Source organism: Roseibaca calidilacus, from assembly GCF_001517585.1.
Lineage (GTDB): Bacteria > Pseudomonadota > Alphaproteobacteria > Rhodobacterales > Rhodobacteraceae > Roseinatronobacter > Roseinatronobacter calidilacus.
The window spans coordinates 458,520-475,427 of record NZ_FBYC01000004.1; the positions used below are offsets into that span (position 1 = coordinate 458,520).

At 61.8% G+C, this 16,908-nt stretch carries 22 protein-coding genes and 1 tRNA gene; 18 read left to right on the forward strand and 5 right to left on the reverse strand.

The genetic code is table 11. From position 1 onward, the window contains the following. Positions 1-43 precede the first annotated feature (43 nt). The 4 genes from AWT76_RS05730 to AWT76_RS05745 are packed head-to-tail and all read left to right on the forward strand — an operon-like array spanning position 44 to position 3,047. Positions 44-1,015 (forward strand): zinc-dependent alcohol dehydrogenase, encoded by a 972-nt coding sequence (locus tag AWT76_RS05730; RefSeq protein ID WP_072245496.1) that lies wholly within the window; start codon positions 44-46, stop codon positions 1,013-1,015. Positions 1,016-1,033: 18 nt separating this feature from the next. Next, entirely contained in the window at positions 1,034-1,429 is a 396-nt protein-coding gene (locus AWT76_RS05735) for a 6-pyruvoyl trahydropterin synthase family protein (RefSeq protein ID WP_072245497.1), read from the forward strand. A gap of 3 nt (positions 1,430-1,432) precedes the next feature. Further along, positions 1,433-2,215: a class I SAM-dependent methyltransferase gene (locus AWT76_RS05740; protein WP_072245498.1), complete on the forward strand. Its 783-nt coding sequence runs from the start codon at positions 1,433-1,435 to the stop codon at positions 2,213-2,215. Beyond that, a complete protein-coding gene (locus AWT76_RS05745) occupies positions 2,208-3,047 on the forward strand; it encodes a RibD family protein (protein ID WP_072245499.1) in 840 nt (279 codons plus the stop codon). The genes AWT76_RS05740 and AWT76_RS05745 overlap by 8 nt, the downstream gene beginning before the upstream one ends. A 124-nt stretch (positions 3,048-3,171) precedes the next feature. On the opposite strand, the gene typA is transcribed toward AWT76_RS05745, so the two are convergent. The 4 genes from typA to AWT76_RS05765 all read right to left on the reverse strand — a co-directional run bounded on the left by typA (position 3,172) and on the right by AWT76_RS05765 (position 6,661). After that, a complete protein-coding gene (typA, locus tag AWT76_RS05750) occupies positions 3,172-4,992 on the reverse strand; it encodes a translational GTPase TypA (RefSeq protein ID WP_072245500.1) in 1,821 nt (606 codons plus the stop codon). Between the two features lie 75 nt (positions 4,993-5,067). Further along, a complete protein-coding gene (locus tag AWT76_RS05755) occupies positions 5,068-5,670 on the reverse strand; it encodes a YitT family protein (RefSeq protein ID WP_072245501.1) in 603 nt (200 codons plus the stop codon). A 1-nt stretch (position 5,671) separates the two neighbouring features. Beyond that, the gene (locus tag AWT76_RS05760; RefSeq protein WP_072245502.1) at positions 5,672-5,995 is read right to left on the reverse strand and encodes a DMT family transporter; all 324 of its coding nucleotides are present in this window, start codon (positions 5,993-5,995) and stop codon (positions 5,672-5,674) included. 6 nt (positions 5,996-6,001) lie between these two features. Further along, positions 6,002-6,661: an alpha/beta hydrolase gene (locus AWT76_RS05765; RefSeq protein ID WP_072245503.1), complete on the reverse strand. Its 660-nt coding sequence runs from the start codon at positions 6,659-6,661 to the stop codon at positions 6,002-6,004. Here AWT76_RS05765 and AWT76_RS16900 point away from each other — a divergent pair. From AWT76_RS16900 to AWT76_RS05820, 12 genes are all read left to right on the forward strand, one after another. Further along, positions 6,660-6,797 carry a hypothetical protein gene (locus AWT76_RS16900; protein WP_176699347.1) on the forward strand — a complete coding sequence of 46 codons (138 nt, stop codon included), beginning with the start codon at positions 6,660-6,662 and terminating at the stop codon, positions 6,795-6,797. The two genes, AWT76_RS05765 and AWT76_RS16900, sit on opposite strands and share 2 nt — an antisense overlap. 144 nt (positions 6,798-6,941) lie before the next feature. Then, a complete protein-coding gene (iscR, locus tag AWT76_RS05770) occupies positions 6,942-7,400 on the forward strand; it encodes a Fe-S cluster assembly transcriptional regulator IscR (protein ID WP_072245504.1) in 459 nt (152 codons plus the stop codon). A 56-nt stretch (positions 7,401-7,456) separates the two neighbouring features. After that, positions 7,457-8,521, forward strand: coding sequence for a cysteine desulfurase family protein (locus AWT76_RS05775; protein ID WP_072245505.1), 1,065 nt, complete (start codon positions 7,457-7,459; stop codon positions 8,519-8,521). A 26-nt stretch (positions 8,522-8,547) separates the two neighbouring features. Next, positions 8,548-10,056 (forward strand): Fe-S cluster assembly protein SufB, encoded by a 1,509-nt coding sequence (gene sufB, locus AWT76_RS05780; RefSeq protein ID WP_072247513.1) that lies wholly within the window; start codon positions 8,548-8,550, stop codon positions 10,054-10,056. Next, positions 10,053-10,412 (forward strand): DUF2513 domain-containing protein, encoded by a 360-nt coding sequence (locus tag AWT76_RS05785; RefSeq protein ID WP_072245506.1) that lies wholly within the window; start codon positions 10,053-10,055, stop codon positions 10,410-10,412. Before sufB ends, AWT76_RS05785 begins: the two co-directional genes overlap by 4 nt. Continuing rightward, a complete protein-coding gene (locus tag AWT76_RS05790; protein ID WP_072245507.1) occupies positions 10,409-10,723 on the forward strand; it encodes a heavy metal-binding domain-containing protein in 315 nt (104 codons plus the stop codon). The genes AWT76_RS05785 and AWT76_RS05790 overlap by 4 nt, the downstream gene beginning before the upstream one ends. Positions 10,724-10,736: 13 nt before the next feature. Then, complete coding sequence (gene sufC, locus AWT76_RS05795; RefSeq protein ID WP_072245508.1) at positions 10,737-11,498, forward strand: Fe-S cluster assembly ATPase SufC; 762 nt, start codon at positions 10,737-10,739, stop codon at positions 11,496-11,498. Then, complete coding sequence (locus tag AWT76_RS05800; RefSeq protein ID WP_072247515.1) at positions 11,498-12,787, forward strand: SufB/SufD family protein; 1,290 nt, start codon at positions 11,498-11,500, stop codon at positions 12,785-12,787. The genes sufC and AWT76_RS05800 overlap by 1 nt, the downstream gene beginning before the upstream one ends. A 90-nt stretch (positions 12,788-12,877) precedes the next feature. Next, positions 12,878-13,375 (forward strand): hypothetical protein, encoded by a 498-nt coding sequence (locus AWT76_RS05805; RefSeq protein WP_072245509.1) that lies wholly within the window; start codon positions 12,878-12,880, stop codon positions 13,373-13,375. A 9-nt stretch (positions 13,376-13,384) separates the two neighbouring features. Beyond that, positions 13,385-13,960 (forward strand): YIP1 family protein, encoded by a 576-nt coding sequence (locus tag AWT76_RS05810; RefSeq protein WP_072245510.1) that lies wholly within the window; start codon positions 13,385-13,387, stop codon positions 13,958-13,960. Continuing rightward, on the forward strand, positions 13,960-15,180 hold the full coding sequence (locus AWT76_RS05815) for a cysteine desulfurase (RefSeq protein ID WP_072245511.1): 1,221 nt from the start codon (positions 13,960-13,962) through the stop codon (positions 15,178-15,180). Before AWT76_RS05810 ends, AWT76_RS05815 begins: the two co-directional genes overlap by 1 nt. A 45-nt stretch (positions 15,181-15,225) precedes the next feature. After that, positions 15,226-15,302 (forward strand) — tRNA-Arg (locus tag AWT76_RS05820). Here the strand turns inward: AWT76_RS05820 and AWT76_RS05825 are convergent. Then, positions 15,273-15,974, reverse strand: a complete 702-nt coding sequence (locus AWT76_RS05825; protein WP_082700122.1) for a recombinase zinc ribbon domain-containing protein — start codon at positions 15,972-15,974, stop codon at positions 15,273-15,275. The two genes, AWT76_RS05820 and AWT76_RS05825, sit on opposite strands and share 30 nt — an antisense overlap. Before the next feature lie 130 nt (positions 15,975-16,104). Between AWT76_RS05825 and tnpA the strand changes: the two genes are divergently transcribed. Together tnpA and tnpB are read left to right on the forward strand one after the other, a co-directional pair. Further along, positions 16,105-16,485, forward strand: a complete 381-nt coding sequence (gene tnpA / locus AWT76_RS05830) for an IS66-like element accessory protein TnpA (protein WP_141655992.1) — start codon at positions 16,105-16,107, stop codon at positions 16,483-16,485. Next, on the forward strand, positions 16,482-16,829 hold the full coding sequence (gene tnpB / locus AWT76_RS05835) for an IS66 family insertion sequence element accessory protein TnpB (RefSeq protein ID WP_037967155.1): 348 nt from the start codon (positions 16,482-16,484) through the stop codon (positions 16,827-16,829). Before tnpA ends, tnpB begins: the two co-directional genes overlap by 4 nt. Positions 16,830-16,908: the final 79 nt, after the last annotated feature.

A 16,908-nucleotide genomic window follows, 5' to 3' on the forward strand; every position in this document is an offset into this window, starting at 1 on the left:
GCGGGTCAAGCCCTAACTACGTTCGGTAACCAAAAGGAGCACCATGACGCAGGCCTTGCACCACACTCGCGCTCCCCGCGCGCTTTGGATCAAAGCGCCGGGAGAAGCATGCCTGCTGCCCGCCGAGCTTGGCACGGGCGATTTGTTGCATATGCGGTTCAGTGCCATCAGCCGGGGCACGGAACGTCTGGTGCTTTCAGGTAATGTTCCCGCTAACGAACAAGACCGGATGCGTGCGCCCTTTCAGGAAGGCGCATTCACGTTTCCCGTGAAATATGGCTATTGCGCCGTTGCAGAGCGTGCAGAAGGGCCAAATGCCGGGGAAATGGTGTTTGCGCTGTTCCCGCATCAGGACATGTTTCGCCTGCCAGCGGACAACACCATCGCGCTGCCGCAGGGTGTGCCGCCCAGCCGTGCGGTTCTGGCGGCCAATATGGAAACCGCGCTGAACGTGGTCTGGGACAGTGCCATGTCCGCAGGCGACCGGGTGGCGGTCATCGGCGCGGGCGTGGTGGGTGCGCTGGTCGGCTACCTTGCTGCCACCATGCCCGGAACCGATGTCACGCTGTGCGATCTGGACCCGGCGCGCGGGGAGTTGGCGGCGCGCTTGGGCTGCGATTTTGCCGCGCCAGACCGGCTATCTGGCGAATATGACGTCATTGTGAATGCCTCTGCTTCGGGCGCTGGATTGGCCCTTGCGCTAGAGCATGCCGGGCCGGGTGCCACGGTGGTCGAGGCAAGCTGGCACGGCGCCACACCGGTGGCCTTGCCCTTGGGCGGGCGGTTTCACAGCCAGCGTTTGCGGCTTGTCAGCTCTCAGGTGGGCGCGGTGCCGCCCGACCGTCTGCCGCGCTGGGATTTCCGCCGCCGCTTGACCAAGGCGCTCGACATGCTGACCGATCCACGGCTGGATGCCCTGATCTCGGGCGAGAGCGCCTTTGCCGACCTGCCGCGCGACTATGCCGCCATTCTGGCCGACCCGGCCACGTTGTGCCACCGCATTCGCTATACCTGACCCTTGAAAGGACGCCCCATGTTCGCTGTCGAAGTTCGCGACCACATCATGATTGCCCATTCCCTGCCATCGCCGGTCTTTGGCCCCGCGCAAGGCATGCACGGCGCAACGTTTACCGTCGATGCCGCCTTTTACACCGAGGACATCGACGCGCATGGCTTGGTCGTCGATATCGGCCTTGCCACCGAAGCGCTGGCCGACACGCTTGCGCCCTTGCGCTACAAGAACCTTGACGAAGTGCCTGAATTCACAGGCAAATTCACCACGACCGAATTTCTGTGCAAGCATATTTTCGACAGTATGAAAGCGCGGATCGCGGCGGGTGATCTGAACGATGGGGGCCGGGTGAAGAAGCTGCGCATCCTGCTGCACGAAAGCCATATGGCGCGTGCTTGGTTCGAAGGGCAGGTGTAACGCATGGGGTTTGCGCCTGACTGGCTAAGCTTGCGGGCCCCCGCAGATCGCGCCGCGCGAGATGCCGGGTTGCTTGCGCGTGCCTTGGCGCTTGGCCCCGAGCAGATTGTCGATCTGGGCGCGGGCACGGGCGCGACCCTGCGCGCCATGAAAGCCGCACAGCCCCTGCGGGCGCGCTGGACCTTGGTGGACAATGACCCTGCCCTGCTGGCGCTTGCGCCGCGTCTGGAGGGGCGTGTGACCTGTATTCAGGCCGACCTGACCGACCTGGGGGCGCTGCCGTTGCACGGCGCGTCCCTTGTCACGGCCTCGGCGCTGCTGGACCTTGTGTCGGATGCTTGGTTGGGCGGGCTTGTGGCGCGTTTGGCAGAGCATGGGCTGCCGTTTTACGCGGCGCTTAGCTATGATGGGGCAATGTCATGGACCCCGCCTGACCCAGCCGATGCCGATGTAACCCATGCCTTCAACGCCGATCAGCGCAGCGACAAGGGCTTTGGCCCCGCGCTTGGGCCGGACGGCGCCACGCGCGCGGCTCGCCTGTTCCAAGCGGCAGGTTACACGGTCGAACTGGCCCAAAGCCCATGGGTGCTTGGCCCGCAAGACCGCGCGCTTCAGGCAGAACTGCTGGACGGGATCGCCGCCGCTGCCACCCGCGCGGGGTATTCAGGCAGCCCGGCTTGGCTTGCCGCGCGCCACGCCGCGCTGGGCCACGCCCAAGCCCTGATCGGACATATAGATTTGCTGGCTGTGCCACCGGAAGCACCGGAAAGGAAAGCGCATGGATAAGGCTGACGTCACCCCGCGGGTCTGGCAGCGTATTTTGGATATACGCGCGGGGAAGGGCTGCGCCTGTTGCGGCGACTGGACCGATGGGGAGCAGACCGCCCTGAACATCTACGCCCCGCTTGCACGGCGCGATATGGGGCCGATCGCCATCGGGCAAATCGGGCAATCGCTGGATGGGCGGGTGGCAACCGTGTCGGGCGATGCGCGCGATATTTCCGGGCCGGACGGGCTGCGCCATTTGCACCGGCTGCGCGCGCTGGTCGATGCCGTTGTCATCGGGGTGCGCACGGCGTTGCATGACAACCCGCGCCTGACGGTGCGGCTGTGTCCGGGGCAGAACCCGGCGCGCGTTATCATCGACCCGCGCGGGCGCTTGCCCGATGACGCCCCAGCATTGCGCGACGATGGCGCGCGCCGGATTGTCGTGCAGACGGTGGCGCGTGCCCGGCCAGAGGGGGTCGAGATCGTGCGCCTGCCCAGCCTGACCGATGGCACACTTGCACCGCGTCAGATTCTGTCAGCCTTGCTAGAGTTTGGCCTGAATGCTGTGCTGGTCGAGGGCGGCGGGATCACCGTGTCGCGCTTTTTCGAAGCCGGGTTGCTATCGCATCTGCATGTCGCCGTCGCGCCGCTGCTGATCGGCGGTGGACCGCAAGGGTTCAACCGTATCACGCAGGTCGGCAGCCTTGCCGATGCGCCGCGCCCAGACACGCAGGTTTGCGATATGGGCTCGGATATCCTGTTCAATTGCGCGCTGACAGATGCTGCCCGCGAGCGCTGCGAAAACTGGCATCAGACCGATATTGCCGACAGGACCGCGCGGCGCTTCTAGGGCGCGGCGGTGGCAGTCCGAAAGCCGCCTGAAACCGGGCATGGAATGACAAAACCCGCGCGGCCCGGATAAGGGCGCACGCGGGGGATTGTCAGACATGGCCATATCTCAGGCCGATCTTGCGTCAGGCGCTGGCGCGCGACTGGCGCTTGCGCTCATGCGGGTCAAGGAAGCGTTTGCGCAGGCGGATCGCGTTGGGTGTAACCTCGACCAGTTCATCATCGTCGATATACGAGATGGCCTGTTCCAGCGACATGATGGTTGGCGGCGTCAGTTTGACCGCGTCATCGGTGCCCGACGCGCGCACGTTGGTCAGCTTCTTGCCCTTCAGCGGGTTCACTTCCAAATCGTTGTCGCGGCTATGCTCGCCAATGACCATGCCCTGATAGACCGGGTCTTGCGGGTTGATGAACATCTTGCCGCGATCTTCCAGATTCCACAGCGCGAAGGCCACGGCGGTGCCATCTTCCATAGAGATCAGCACGCCCTGACGACGGCCCGGAATCGGCCCCTTATAGGGCGCCCATTCGTGGAACACCCGGTTCAGAACGCCGGTGCCGCGCGTGTCGGTCAGGAATTCGCCGTGATAGCCGATCAACCCGCGCGAGGGCACATGCGCGATGATCCGAGTCTTGCCTGCACCTGCGGGTTTCATTTCCGCCAGATCGCCGCGGCGCGGGCCGGTCAGTTTCTCGATCACGGTGCCGGTATATTCGTCATCCACGTCGATGGTGACTTCTTCGATGGGTTCCAGCTTTTGACCGTCTTCTTCACGCATCAGCACGCGGGGGCGCGAGATCGACAGCTCGAACCCTTCGCGGCGCATGTTTTCGATCAGGACGCCCATTTGCAATTCGCCCCGGCCCGCCACGTCGAACGCGTCGCCGCCCGGCGTATCGCTGACCTTGATGGCGACATTCACCTCGGCTTCGCGCATCAGGCGTTCGCGGATGACGCGGCTTTGCACCTTGGACCCGTCGCGGCCCGCCAGCGGCGAATCATTGATCCCGAAGGTCACGCTGATGGTCGGCGGGTCGATGGGCTGCGCGGGCAGGGCGGTGTCCACGTCCAGCGCGCAGAGCGTATCGGCCACGGTGGCCTTGGTCATGCCCGCGATGGTGACGATGTCGCCCGCCTCGGCAGCGTCGATCGGCTGTTGGCCCAAGCCACGGAAGGCCAGCACCTTGGTGCAGCGGAATTGTTCGATCTTGGTGCCGTCACGCGATAGCGCCTTGATGGTTTCGCCCGGTTTCAGCGTGCCCGCTTCCACCCGGCCCGTCAGGATGCGGCCCAGATAGGGGTCGGCCGACAATGTTGTCGCCAGCATCCGGAAGGGCGCGTCACGGTCGGCCACCTGCTTGGGGGCAGGCACGTGCCGCACCACCAGATCGAACAAGGCCGACATGTCCTTGCGCGGCCCGTCCAGTTCGGCATCGGCCCAGCCATTGATGCCGGATGCATAAAGCACAGGGAAATCAAGCTGTTCATCGGTTGCGCCCAGATTGGCGAACAGGTCGAACACCAGATCCAGAGCATTATCGGCATCGGCGGCGGGCTTGTCGACCTTGTTCAGCACCACGATCGGGCGCAGCCCCAGCGCCAGCGCCTTCGAGGTCACGAATTTGGTTTGCGGCATCGGGCCTTCGGCGGCGTCCACCAGCAACACCACGCCATCGACCATCGACAGAATGCGCTCGACCTCGCCGCCGAAATCGGCGTGGCCGGGGGTATCGACGATGTTGATGCGGGTGTCCTTCCACTCGACCGAGGTGGCTTTCGCAAGGATGGTGATCCCGCGTTCGCGTTCCAGATCGTTGCTGTCCATCGCGCGTTCCGTCGTGGCCTGGTTGTCACGATAGGTGCCCGATTGCTTCAGAAGTTCGTCCACCAACGTCGTCTTGCCGTGGTCAACATGTGCGATAATCGCAATATTGCGAAGGTCCATAACAGAAGTGCCTTTTTGTGCTGCGCCGCCGCATTAGCCGATTGCGCGGCCTCTGGCCAGCCCTGTAATGTCGCATCAGGTGGCGATGTAGCGATCCCGCCGATGGTTGACCCCGATGATGGCATTCAGGATTGCAGCCCCCAACAGGGACCACATTACCAGATCGGGCGCCATAAGCAAAAGCGCCGCCCCGAACAGAACAAGGTCGAAGGCCAATTGCACCCAGCCTGCGCGCCAGCCCATACGCTCTTGCAGGTAATAGGCCAGAATGCCCACACCGCCCAAACTGGCACGGTGGCGAAATATCGCCAGCAGCCCGGCCCCGGCGACCAGCCCGAACAGCACGGCGGCCACGGCGGGGTGGGCTGGCATGACCTGCACAAGGCGCGCGGCAAGTTCGGCAAAGCCTGACACAAGGGCCACGGCGGCGAAGGTCTTGAGCGTGAAAGCGCGGCCCAGATGGCGATAGGCCAGCCAATAGAAGGGCAGGTTGATGGCAAAGAAGATCGCGCCGAAGCCGACGCCCGTTGCATAGGACAACAGCACCGCCAGCCCCGCCGTTTGGCCTGTTACCAAGCCCGCGCTGGCAAGGATATGTATTCCAAAGCCACACAGCGCGCTGCCCACCAGCAGCCCTTGGGCATCTTCGAACGGGCTATGCGGCACGGGGGCGGACATATCAGACCTTGGCGCTGAACAGGTTGATGACCAGTATACCCGACAGGATCAATGCAATGCCCAACAATGCGGGCCAGTCCAGCTTTTGCCCGAACATGACCCAGCCAATGGCCGCGATCAGGCAAATGCCAAGCCCGGCCCAGATGGCATAAGCCACGCCGACAGGAATGATTCGCAAGGCCAGCGACAGCAGCCAGAAGGACAGCGCATATGCGGCAAAGGCCCCGATGCCGGGGGCCGCGCGTGTCATCCCGTCGCTGGCCTTGAGCAGGGTGGTGCCAAGGGTTTCGAACAGGATGGCGAAGCCCAGAAAGACCCAGTGCATCCGGGCCTACCGCGTGCCTTCGGTCAGGCGGCGCGTGACGTATTCCGTCACCGTCGACAGCATGGGCTGCATATGGTGTTCCTCGTTCTGGAAGAAATGATCCGCGCCCTCGATTTCCGCATGGGTGATGGTGATGCCGCGTTGTTCCTTCAACTTGCCCACCAGCGTGCGGGTATCTTGCGGCGGCGCGACGCGATCAGCTGTGCCGTTGATGACAAGACCCGAAGCCGGGCAGGGCGCAAGGAAGCTGAAATCATAAAGATTGGCGGGCGGCGCGACCGACACGAACCCTGTGATATCGGGGCGGCGCATCAGAAGTTGCATCCCGATCCACGCGCCGAAGCTGAAACCCGCGACCCAGCAATGCCGCGTGTTCTGGTTTTGCGCCTGAACATAGTCCAGCGCGGCCGCCGCATCGGACAATTCGCCGACGCCTTGGTCATATTCGCCTTGGCTGCGGCCCACGCCCCGGAAATTGAAGCGCAGAACCGAAAACCCCATCTTGTGAAAGGCGTAATGCAGGTTATAGACCACCTTGTTGTTCATGGTGCCGCCGAATTGCGGATGCGGATGCAGCACGATGGCAATCGGCGCGTCTGGCTTGCGCTGCGGGTGAAAGCGCCCTTCGAGGCGACCTTCGGGGCCGGCGAAAATGATCTCTGGCATGGAGAAGCCTTATACGGGGATGACGGGATGGTTCAGGGCGGGGCTGGTCAGTCGCGCGCAACTTTGGGCGCGCTCGGGGCTGGCACCGGAAAAGCGACTGAACCACGCGGGGGTGTTCTTGACTTTCATGATCTGATATTTTAGATCCATTCTAAATTGGCGCTGGGTTGCGGCGTATCAGGCAGACCCACGGCAGCTTGCAGCTTTAGGGCGGGGGGTGTCAAAGGTCAACCGGATAGCATTCGCGCAGGGTTGTCTGCGCGATACGGGGATATTGACGATGAAGCTTTCGACAAAAGGCCGTTACGCGATGATTGCGCTGGTTGATCTGGCGCTGGCCCCTGATGGCCACCTTGTCTCGTTGGGTGAGATCGCGGAACGGCAGAACGTGTCGTTGGCGTATCTGGAACAGCTGTTCGTGAAGCTGCGGCGCGCCGGGCTTGTTGCCTCTGTGCGCGGACCGGGCGGCGGCTACCGGCTGGCGCGGGCGGCGGATTCGATCCGGGTTTCAGATATTCTGGAAGCGGTGGATGAAACCGTCAGCGCCATGGACAAGGGCGCCGGGGCGAAAGGGGCCGTGACCGGCTCGCGCGCGCAATCGCTGACCAACCGGTTATGGGAAGGGCTGTCAGCGCATGTCTATGTGTTTCTGCACCAAGCGCGGCTGTCGGATGTGGCCGGAAACGCGATGACGCCATGCCCCGCCGTGCCCAACCTGTTTCAAGTGGTGGATGAATAGGGGGCGCTGCCCCCGTCGCGGCGGAGCCGCGACTCCCCCGGGATATTTGTGCAAGGATGAATGGAGCTTGGGCTTTGGCTAAGCGGGTCTATCTGGATTGGAACGCGACGACACCGCTGCGGCCTGAAGCACGCGCGGCGATGGTGGCGGCGATGGACGTGGTTGGCAACCCGTCTTCGGTTCATGCCGAAGGTCGCGCGGCGCGGGCGTTGGTCGAGCGGGCGCGCGCGCAGATTGGTGCGGCCCTTGGGGCAGATGGTGCGGATATCGTGTTCACCTCTGGCGCGACAGAGGCGGCGGCCTTGGCTTTGGCAGGGCGTGGGCTGTCCGGCGCGCTTCTTGAACATGACGCGGTGCGCGCGTGGACCGATGGCGCGCTGGCGGTCGGGGCGGATGGCCGCGTAAACGTGCCCGACCCCGCCCATGCCACGTTGCAACTGGCCAATTCGGAAACCGGGATCGTGCAGGATTTGCCCGAGGGGCTGGCGGTCAGTGACCTGACGCAGGGTTTCGGAAAAATCCCCTTCGCCTTCAACTGGTTGGGAGTCCAGATGGGGTTTGTTTCGGCCCATAAGCTGGGCGGGCCAAAAGGCATCGGCGCGCTGATCCTGCGGCGCGGCACCGAACTTGCGGCGCAAATCCGGGGCGGCGGGCAAGAGATGGGCCGCCGCGCGGGCACCGAGAATCTGATCGGCATTGCCGGTTTTGGTGCCGCGGCAGAGGCCGCGCAGCGTGATCTGGCAGGCGGGGTTTGGGATCGGGTTTCTGAAATTAGAAATATTCTAGAAAAAACTCTGGACGCTGCCGCTGATATGACTATTTCTGTCGGGAAAGGCGCGCCGCGTCTGCCCAACACGCTTTGCCTAGCCACGCCGGGCTGGAAGGGCGAAACGCAGGTCATGCAGATGGACCTTGCGGGCTTCGCTGTTTCGGCCGGGTCTGCCTGTTCGTCGGGCAAGGCGCGGCGGTCGGACGTTCTGGGCGCGATGGGGTTCGATGCGGCCACGGCGCAGGGCGCGATCCGCGTCTCGCTTGGGCCGGATGTGACGGAAGAAGATGTGCTGCGTTTTGCCGAGGCGTGGCTGAAAGACTATCGGCGGTTCAAGGCGCGCGCGGCCTGACAGCGCGGCAGGAAAAGGGGAAAGACATGGCTGCATTGGATACCGAAGTGCGTGATGGCGTGGACCGCGAGACGGTCGAAACCGTGCAATCCATGGCCGGCACCTACAAGCACGGCTGGAACACCGATATCGAGATGGAATTCGCGCCGAAAGGTCTGAACGAAGACATCGTGCGCCTGATTTCCGAGAAGAATAACGAACCCGAATGGCTGCTGGAATGGCGGCTGGAGGCCTATCGCCGCTGGTTGACCATGGAAAGCCCCGATTGGGCCATGTTGAACGTGCCGGGCATCGACTACCAAGAGCAATATTATTACGCCAAGCCCAAGTCGATGGAAGAAAAGCCGAAAAGCTTGGACGAAGTTGACCCAAAGCTGCTGGAAACCTATGCCAAGCTGGGCATCCCGTTGAAAGAACAGATGGTTTTGGCCGGGGTCGAAGGCGCGGATGCGCCGCGCAAGGTCGCGGTGGATGCCGTGTTCGATTCGGTCAGCGTCGGCACCACCTTCAAGAAGGAACTGGCGGCGGCCGGTGTGATCTTCTGCTCAATTTCCGAAGCCGTGCAGGAGCATCCGGAACTCGTCAAGAAATATCTGGGCAGCGTTGTGCCGCAGAATGACAACTATTTCGCCGCGCTCAATTCCGCCGTGTTCAGCGATGGCAGCTTTGTCTACATCCCCGAGGGCGTGAAATGCCCGATGGAGCTGAGCACCTATTTTCGCATCAATGCCGAAAACACCGGCCAGTTCGAGCGCACGCTGATCGTGGCCGAAAAGGGCAGCCATGTCAGCTATCTGGAAGGCTGCACCGCGCCCAAGCGCGACACAGCGCAGCTTCATGCGGCGGTGGTGGAAATCGTCGTGCTGGAAGATGCCGAAGTGAAATACTCCACCGTCCAGAACTGGTTCCCCGGCGATGAAGACGGCAAGGGCGGCATTTACAACTTCGTCACCAAGCGCGCCGATTGCCGCGAGGACCGCGCCAAGGTGATGTGGACGCAGGTCGAAACCGGGTCTGCGATTACATGGAAATACCCGTCCTGCATTCTGCGCGGGGATGATGCGCAGGGCGAGTTTTATTCCATCGCCATTGCCAATAACTGGCAGCAGGCCGATACGGGCACCAAGATGGTGCATCTGGGCAAGCGGACGAAATCGCGCATTGTGTCCAAGGGCATTTCCGCAGGGCACGCGCAGAACACCTATCGCGGCTTGGTGTCCATGCACCCCAAGGCGCGCGACAGCCGCAATTACACGCAATGTGACAGCTTGCTGATCGGCGATCTGTGCGGCGCGCATACGGTGCCGTATATCGAGGTGAAGAATGCTTCTTCCCGCGTCGAGCATGAGGCGACCACGTCCAAGGTGGATGACGATCAACTGTTCTATTGCCGCCAGCGCGGCATGGACGAGGAAGAGGCGGTCGCGCTTGTCGTGAACGGTTTCTGCAAGGAAGTGCTCCAAGAATTGCCGATGGAATTCGCCATGGAAGCGCAGGCGCTGGTTGCGATCTCGCTTGAGGGGTCGGTGGGGTGAAGCGTGACGCTGATCTTTTAAGAGAGCTTTTGTTCAAACTTGAGCAAGAGAGGGATTATGTTTCGCATGTCGATGTCGACAAAGATTCATCCGATCAGGGGCGCGTAGAATACGGGCATCTGCTTCTCTTAGACGATGATGGACTGATCGAACTCAGCGGCAGATATCGAAATACTGTCAGAATAACAAACCGCGGCCATGACTTCATCGCGGCTGTTCGTTCTGAGAGCATTTGGGCAAAGGCTAAAGCTGCTGCCTCCAACGCTGGCACAGCAACGGTTTCGATGCTGTTTGAAGTGGCTCTCGCATATGGGAAACGAGAATTAAAACAAGCGACTGGGATCGACCTGCCATGATCGTCACCACCACCCAAACCATCGAAGGCCATCGCATCACCGCCTATCACGGGCTGGTTGTGGGCGAGGTCATCATGGGGGCGAATTTCCTGCGCGATTTCGTGGCGTCGATTACCGACCTCATTGGCGGGCGCTCTGGCGTGTATGAAACCAAACTGGCCGACGCCCGGACCGAGGCCTGTCGCGAATTGGAAGAGCGCGCCCGCGCTTTGGGCGCGAATGCCGTTGTCGGCGTTGATCTGGATTATGAAGTGGTGGGGGATTCGATGCTGATGGTGTCGATTTCCGGCACCGCCGTGACAATAGACTGAAGGAACTGGAACCATGCTGAAGATCGAAAACCTGCACGCCGAACTTGAGGACGACGCAGAGGTGAAAATCCTCAAGGGCTTGTCGCTGACCATCAATCCCGGTGAAGTGCATGCCATCATGGGGCCGAACGGGTCGGGCAAGTCCACGCTGTCCTATGTGCTCTCGGGCCGTGACGGCTACGAAGTGACCGAAGGCAGCGCCACGCTGGAAGGCGAAGACCTGCTGGAGATGGAACCTGAAGAGCGCGCGAGCGCTGGCCTGTTTCTGGCCTTTCAATACCCGGTCGAAATTCCCGGCGTGGGCAACATGACCTTCCTGCGCACCGCCGTGAACGCGCAGCGCAAAGCGCGCGGCGAGGAAGAGCTGTCGGCGGGCGATTTCCTGAAACTGGTCCGCGCCAAGGCCAAGGATTTGCAGATCGACGCCGATATGCTGAAACGCCCCGTAAATGTGGGCTTTTCCGGCGGCGAGAAGAAGCGCAACGAGATCCTGCAAATGGCCATGCTGGAACCCAAGATGTGCATCCTTGATGAAACGGATTCGGGTCTGGATGTGGACGCGATGAAACTGGTCAGCGACGGCGTGAACGCGCTGCGCGCGCCCGACCGGGCGTTTCTGGTCATCACCCATTACCAGCGCCTGCTGGACCATATCAAACCCGATGTGGTGCATATCATGTCCGAAGGCCGCATTATCAAAACTGGTGGTCCCGAACTGGCATTGGAAGTCGAACATAACGGCTATGGCGACCTGCTGGCGGAGGCAAAGGCATGATGCCCAAGGCGAAGCTGAAAGCGCAAAAGCAAGCGCGCGCGGCAGAGCTGGTGCGCCCTTTGCCCGAAGGCGGCGCTTGGGCGACGAAAGCCCGCGAGGCCGCGCTGGCGCGCTGGTCCGACATGGGCGCGCCGCTGAAGCGTGACGAGTATTGGAAATACACGGACCCGCGCGCCTTGATCGAGGCCGATATCGCCGATGCCGACCTGCTGGATACCAGCGACGAAGCCCCGGTATTCGACGCGTTCGACCGGGTGAAGCTGGTCTTTACCGATGGCGTCTTCGATGCCGAGGCGTCTGACGCGCTGGCGCTGGACGGGGTCGAGATTGAACTATTGGCAGACGCCGCCCGCAGCGATCTGCACTGGGCACGCGAGGTGTTCGGCACCTTGGACGCGCGCGCACAAACCCCGGTGGAGCGCCCCTTGGCCAGCTTCAACACCGCCTATGCCACGCAAGGTGTGTTGATCCGGGTAACGCGCACGCCCGCCAAGCCCATCTCGCTGATCTATCGGCGCAGCGCCACGGATGCGGATGCGCTGCTGCACCATGTCATTCGGCTGGACGCCGGGGCAGAGCTGACACTGCTCGAAAACGGCCCGCTGGCGGCGCGGTCGAACACGGTGATCGAGGCCGATATCGCCGATGGTGCGACCCTGCACCATATTCGCAGCCAAGGCCGCGACCATGCAAGGCTGGGCGCGGCGCATATTTTCGCGCAGCTTGGGGCCGGGGCGCAGCTGAAAAGCTTTACCCTGACTGTGAATGGCCAGTTGACCCGCAACGAGGCGCAAATCTGGCTGGACGGGGCAGACGGTTCGGCCCATCTGGCCGGGGCCAGCGTAGGTGACGGCGCGTTCCACGCCGATGACACGGTATTCGTGGCCCATAACGCGCCCGGCTGCGAAAGCCGCCAAGTTTACAAGAAGGTGCTGCGTCACGGTGCGGTGGGCGTGTTCCAAGGCAAGATCCTTGTGGACCGACTGGCGCAGAAAACCGATGGCTACCAGATCAGCCAAGCGCTGCTGCTGGACGAGGATGCGCAGTTCCTTGCCAAGCCAGAGTTGGAAATCTACGCCGATGACGTGAAATGCAGCCATGGCTCGACCTCTGGCGAGATTGACGCGACGCAGCTTTACTACCTGCGCGCGCGCGGCATTCCCGAAGCCGAAGCCAAGATGTTGTTGGTGCTGGCTTTCTTGGCCGAAGCGCTGGACGAGATTTCCGATCCCGATCTGGCGGGCGACCTGCGCGACCGGCTTGAAGCCTGGCTTCAGCGCCATAAGTAATGCAGGGTAGGGGGCGCTGCCCCCGTCTGGCCCCTGGGCCAGACTCCCCCGGAGTATTTTGGGCAAGATGAAGCAGGAGCGGGCGGCGCAATGTCCCTGACGCAGAATATATTGCGCAGCTACCGTGACCCGGCTGGCGTGGTGCGGGGGCTGGCGCAAGGCGATTTGCGCGAACCACAAGTGATGTTCTTCGCGCTGCTGGCCTGCGGGCTGATTTTCGTTGCCCAATGGCCCGGCCTGTCGCGCGCGGCTACGATTGACACGTCTGTCACCTTCGAGCAGCGCATGGGCGGCGCCATGTTCGGCATTATGTTCTTGTTGCCGCTGATCCTGTATGGCTGCGCCGCTGTGCTGAAGCTGGGCTTGCGGCTGTCAGGGGCCAATGTGCCGGGCATTCTGGTGCGCTTGGCGCTGTTCTGGTCTCTGCTGACGGTGACACCGCTGATGCTGTTGCAAGGGGGGCTATCGGCCTTTTTGGGGTTGGGTCTTGTGTCGCAGGGCTTCGGGTTTGTGGTCTTGCTGGTGTTCCTTTACATTCTGGCAAGGACTGTTGCGGCGGTGCGCGCAGTTGCGATTTCGCTGGGCTAGGAGAAAAGCATGGACCTGACCTTGGCTTCGGTCACCGCGCTGATGCGGGACACGTTGGTCGCCCCGCGCGACACGGCCACCCGGATCATGGACATGAACCCGCCCGACGATGCGCGTTGGCTGGGCTTCGTAATTGTCGTGGTCCTGTCTGTGCTGGTGGGACAGGCGTCTGTCCTGCTGTTGGGCGAGGCCGCGTTCGGTGGCAGCCTGATCTTCATGGCGGTGTTCCAGACCATGATCCTGTTGGGGCTGGTCGTGGCTGTTCAAACCATTGGTCGCCGTGCGGGGGGCAGCGGAACGTTTCCTGACGCGTTGCTGCTGCTGGCGTGGTTGCAATTCGTCATGATCGCGGTGCAGATCGCGCAGCTTGTCGTGCTTCTGGTGGTGCCGCCGCTATTTGGCCTTGTCACCATGGCGTCGCTGGCGATTTTCATGTGGTTGCTGGTCAATTTCACCATGGCGCTGCACGGGTTCACCTCTGCCCTGAAGGTGGCGGTGGGCACGGTGTTCGCGTTTTTCGCGCTGGCGGTGGTGTTTGCCATCGTTTTGACATTTCTGGGCCTCGTTCCGCAGGACATGCAGTGATGCTGGATGTAGACAAAATTCGCGCTGATTTCCCCATCCTGTCGCGGCAGGTGAACGGCAAGCCGCTGGTGTATCTGGACAATGGCGCGTCGGCCCAGAAACCGCGCGCAGTGATTGATGCGGTCACGCGCGGCTATGCCGAGGAATATGCCAATGTGCACCGGGGCTTGCACTACCTGTCGAACCTTGCGACCGACAAATATGAAAGCGTCCGTGGCAAATTGCAGCGGTTCCTGAACGCGGGGCATGAGGAAGAGATTCTGTATACCACCGGCACGACCATGGGCATTAACCTTGTTGCCTATGGTTGGGCCATGCCGCGTATGGAAGCGGGCGACGAAATCGTGCTGTCGATCATGGAACACCACGCCAATATCGTGCCGTGGCATTTCCTGCGCGAGCGGCAGGGCGTGGTCATAAAATGGGTCGAAACCGCTGCCGATGGCAGCCTTGACCCCCAAGCGGTGATTGACGCTATTGGCCCGCGCACCAAGCTGGCTGCGGTTACGCATATGTCGAACGTGCTGGGCACTGTGGTCGATGTGGCCGCAATTTGTGCAGGCGCGCGCGCCAAGGGCGTGCCGGTTCTGGTCGATGGCAGCCAAGCTGCCGTGCATATGCCGGTTGATGTGCAGGCGATTGGCTGCGATTTCTATGCCATCACGGGGCACAAGCTATACGGCCCGTCCGCATCCGGCGCGATCTATATCAGCCGCGCCCGGCAGGCCCAGATGCGCCCCTTCATGGGTGGCGGCGACATGATCCGCGAGGTCACGCGCGACGGCGTGGTCTATAACGACCCGCCCCACAAGTTCGAGGCCGGCACCCCCGGCATTGTGCAGCAGATCGGGCTTGGCGTGGCCATTGATTACATGATGGCGATCGGGCTGGACACGATCGCCGCGCATGAGGCCGATTTGCGCGATTACGCGCAAACCCGGCTGGCCGGGCTGAACTGGGTCAGCGTGCAAGGCCATGCGCCGGGCAAAGGGGCGATCTTCAGCTTTGTGCTGGACGGTGCCGCACATGCGCATGACATCTCGACCGTGCTGGACCAAAAAGGCATTGCCGTGCGCGCGGGCCAGCATTGCTGTGGACCGTTGATGGAACATCTGGACCTGACAGCCACCTGCCGCGCGTCTTTCGCCATGTATAACACCCGCGATGAGGTGGATGCGCTGATCGACGGGCTGGAACTGTGTCATGATCTTTTCGCATGAAACCCCGTTGCATCGGCGGGTCGGCGCGCCTATACGAAGGGCAGAGCACCCATAGCTCAGCTGGATAGAGCGCTGCCCTCCGAAGGCAGAGGTCAGAGGTTCGAATCCTCTTGGGTGCGCCATTTCCGAACAAAAGAGAGAACTTTGGGCGCAGTGGTGCCGGTCGGGTCAGAAGCCTTTTTTGCATGGCGCCTTTTTGATCCTGTGACGTGGATTTCCCCATCCCATACCCGCACCTCGTCGAGCATCAGGCGGGCATAGGCTTGCCGAACCTGGTGATCGCCTGAGTCGAACTGTCTGCGCAGCAGGTTTGAGAGTGTCTTCAGCTTTTCCCGGGTGATGTCGGGGCGTTCCTCATTCAGGCGGCGATTTAGATCAGTGATGTCAGTGCTCAGTTCGTCGCGGCGGAACCGCAAGGCAACCATGCGTTCGCGGAATTCGGGGGCTTCCAGATCGGCCAAGCCCTTTTCAACCAGTTCCAGCAAGCGGGTGATGGCCGCCTTGGTTTCCGTCAGTTGCGTGCGCTTTAGGGTAAGGGCGGCCTTGGTTGCCGCCTCGCGATCACGGGCTGATGCGATGTAATCTTTCAGCATATCCTCCAGACGATCAGGCGGCAGGATATTAGCCTCAATATGCGCCATCACGATTTTGTCCAGGCTCTGCATCGGCATACGCAATCCGCGACAGCTCGAAGGACCCTGTTTCAGCTTTTTGGAACAGCAGTAATAACGGTAAGCACCGCCTTTTCCGGTGTTCTGGATCAGGGCCAGCCCGCAATATCCGCATTTCGCCAGCCCTGCGAGGAAGGTCGGGCCATTGACGACCGTAACCGCGCCATTGGAAGCGCCTGCCTGACGGAGGGGCGTTGATGTAAGACACGTGTTTAACTACGTCGTTAACGACGTGTCTTATGCGGGGTCATTGATGCGTGGTGAAATTCTTGGGCTGGAGCGACGGCGCTTCTGGCGTGACGAGGACAAGCTCGAGATCATCATGTCGGTCGGGGTGGGCGGCGCAACGGTGACGCAGGTGGCGCAGCGCCATGAAGTGACGCGGCAGCAGATTTACGCTTGGCGGCACGACCTGAAGAAGAAGGGTCTTTGGTCGCCGGATGCCGGGGCGCTTTTCTACCCTTTGGATATGTCAGTAGCGGCTGGAGTGCCGACAGCGCAGGATACGGTCGCTGAAACGTCGCCACCTGTTGCAGTTGAATTGCGTCTGCGTGGCGGCCGTAGCTTGCATTTTGAAAGCACGATTGATCCGACTGCGCTGTCGGTGCTGATCCGCGCGGTGGACGCCACATGATCGGTCCCGGCACTGGTGTGCGTGTGTATCTGGCGTGTGGTGTCACAGATATGCGAAAGGGAATCGCGGGGCTGGCCGCTTTGGCGCAGGATGTGTTGCGTCAGAAACCAGCCAATGGTGCGGTATTTGCGTTCCGTGGGCGACGCGGGGATCGTATCAAGCTTCTGTTCTGGGATGGGCAGGGGTTTTGCCTCTACTACAAAGTCTTGGAGCGTGGCCGCTTCCCTTGGCCGAATGCTGCAGATGGGTCGATGCGGCTGACATCAGCGCAGCTCGCGATGCTGTGGGAAGGGATCGACTGGCGACGTCCGGATTGGGGCGCGCCGCCAGCGCGCGTGGGGTAATTCTGCACTCGAATTATCGTTATTTATATGGCGCTTGAGCCTGATTTTTGGTAATAAGGTGTATGTCGGAACCTGCCGA

Bases quoted from the DNA above. Each gene is read 5' to 3' on its own strand.
- AWT76_RS05730 (WP_072245496.1), top strand. From the start codon at position 44: ATGACGCAGGCCTTGCACCACACTCGCGCTCCCCGCGCGCTTTGGATC.
- AWT76_RS05735 (WP_072245497.1), top strand. From the start codon at position 1,034: ATGTTCGCTGTCGAAGTTCGCGACCACATCATGATTGCCCATTCCCTG.
- AWT76_RS05740 (WP_072245498.1), top strand. From the start codon at position 1,433: ATGGGGTTTGCGCCTGACTGGCTAAGCTTGCGGGCCCCCGCAGATCGC.
- AWT76_RS05745 (WP_072245499.1), top strand. From the start codon at position 2,208: ATGGATAAGGCTGACGTCACCCCGCGGGTCTGGCAGCGTATTTTGGAT.
- typA (WP_072245500.1), bottom strand. From the start codon at position 4,992: ATGGACCTTCGCAATATTGCGATTATCGCACATGTTGACCACGGCAAG.
- AWT76_RS05755 (WP_072245501.1), bottom strand. From the start codon at position 5,670: ATGTCCGCCCCCGTGCCGCATAGCCCGTTCGAAGATGCCCAAGGGCTG.
- AWT76_RS05760 (WP_072245502.1), bottom strand. From the start codon at position 5,995: ATGCACTGGGTCTTTCTGGGCTTCGCCATCCTGTTCGAAACCCTTGGC.
- AWT76_RS16900 (WP_176699347.1), top strand. From the start codon at position 6,660: ATGGAGAAGCCTTATACGGGGATGACGGGATGGTTCAGGGCGGGGCTG.
- AWT76_RS05765 (WP_072245503.1), bottom strand. From the start codon at position 6,661: ATGCCAGAGATCATTTTCGCCGGCCCCGAAGGTCGCCTCGAAGGGCGC.
- iscR (WP_072245504.1), top strand. From the start codon at position 6,942: ATGAAGCTTTCGACAAAAGGCCGTTACGCGATGATTGCGCTGGTTGAT.
- AWT76_RS05775 (WP_072245505.1), top strand. From the start codon at position 7,457: ATGAATGGAGCTTGGGCTTTGGCTAAGCGGGTCTATCTGGATTGGAAC.
- sufB (WP_072247513.1), top strand. From the start codon at position 8,548: ATGGCTGCATTGGATACCGAAGTGCGTGATGGCGTGGACCGCGAGACG.
- AWT76_RS05790 (WP_072245507.1), top strand. From the start codon at position 10,409: ATGATCGTCACCACCACCCAAACCATCGAAGGCCATCGCATCACCGCC.
- sufC (WP_072245508.1), top strand. From the start codon at position 10,737: ATGCTGAAGATCGAAAACCTGCACGCCGAACTTGAGGACGACGCAGAG.
- AWT76_RS05800 (WP_072247515.1), top strand. From the start codon at position 11,498: ATGCCCAAGGCGAAGCTGAAAGCGCAAAAGCAAGCGCGCGCGGCAGAG.
- AWT76_RS05805 (WP_072245509.1), top strand. From the start codon at position 12,878: ATGTCCCTGACGCAGAATATATTGCGCAGCTACCGTGACCCGGCTGGC.
- AWT76_RS05810 (WP_072245510.1), top strand. From the start codon at position 13,385: ATGGACCTGACCTTGGCTTCGGTCACCGCGCTGATGCGGGACACGTTG.
- AWT76_RS05815 (WP_072245511.1), top strand. From the start codon at position 13,960: ATGCTGGATGTAGACAAAATTCGCGCTGATTTCCCCATCCTGTCGCGG.
- tnpA (WP_141655992.1), top strand. From the start codon at position 16,105: ATGCGTGGTGAAATTCTTGGGCTGGAGCGACGGCGCTTCTGGCGTGAC.
- tnpB (WP_037967155.1), top strand. From the start codon at position 16,482: ATGATCGGTCCCGGCACTGGTGTGCGTGTGTATCTGGCGTGTGGTGTC.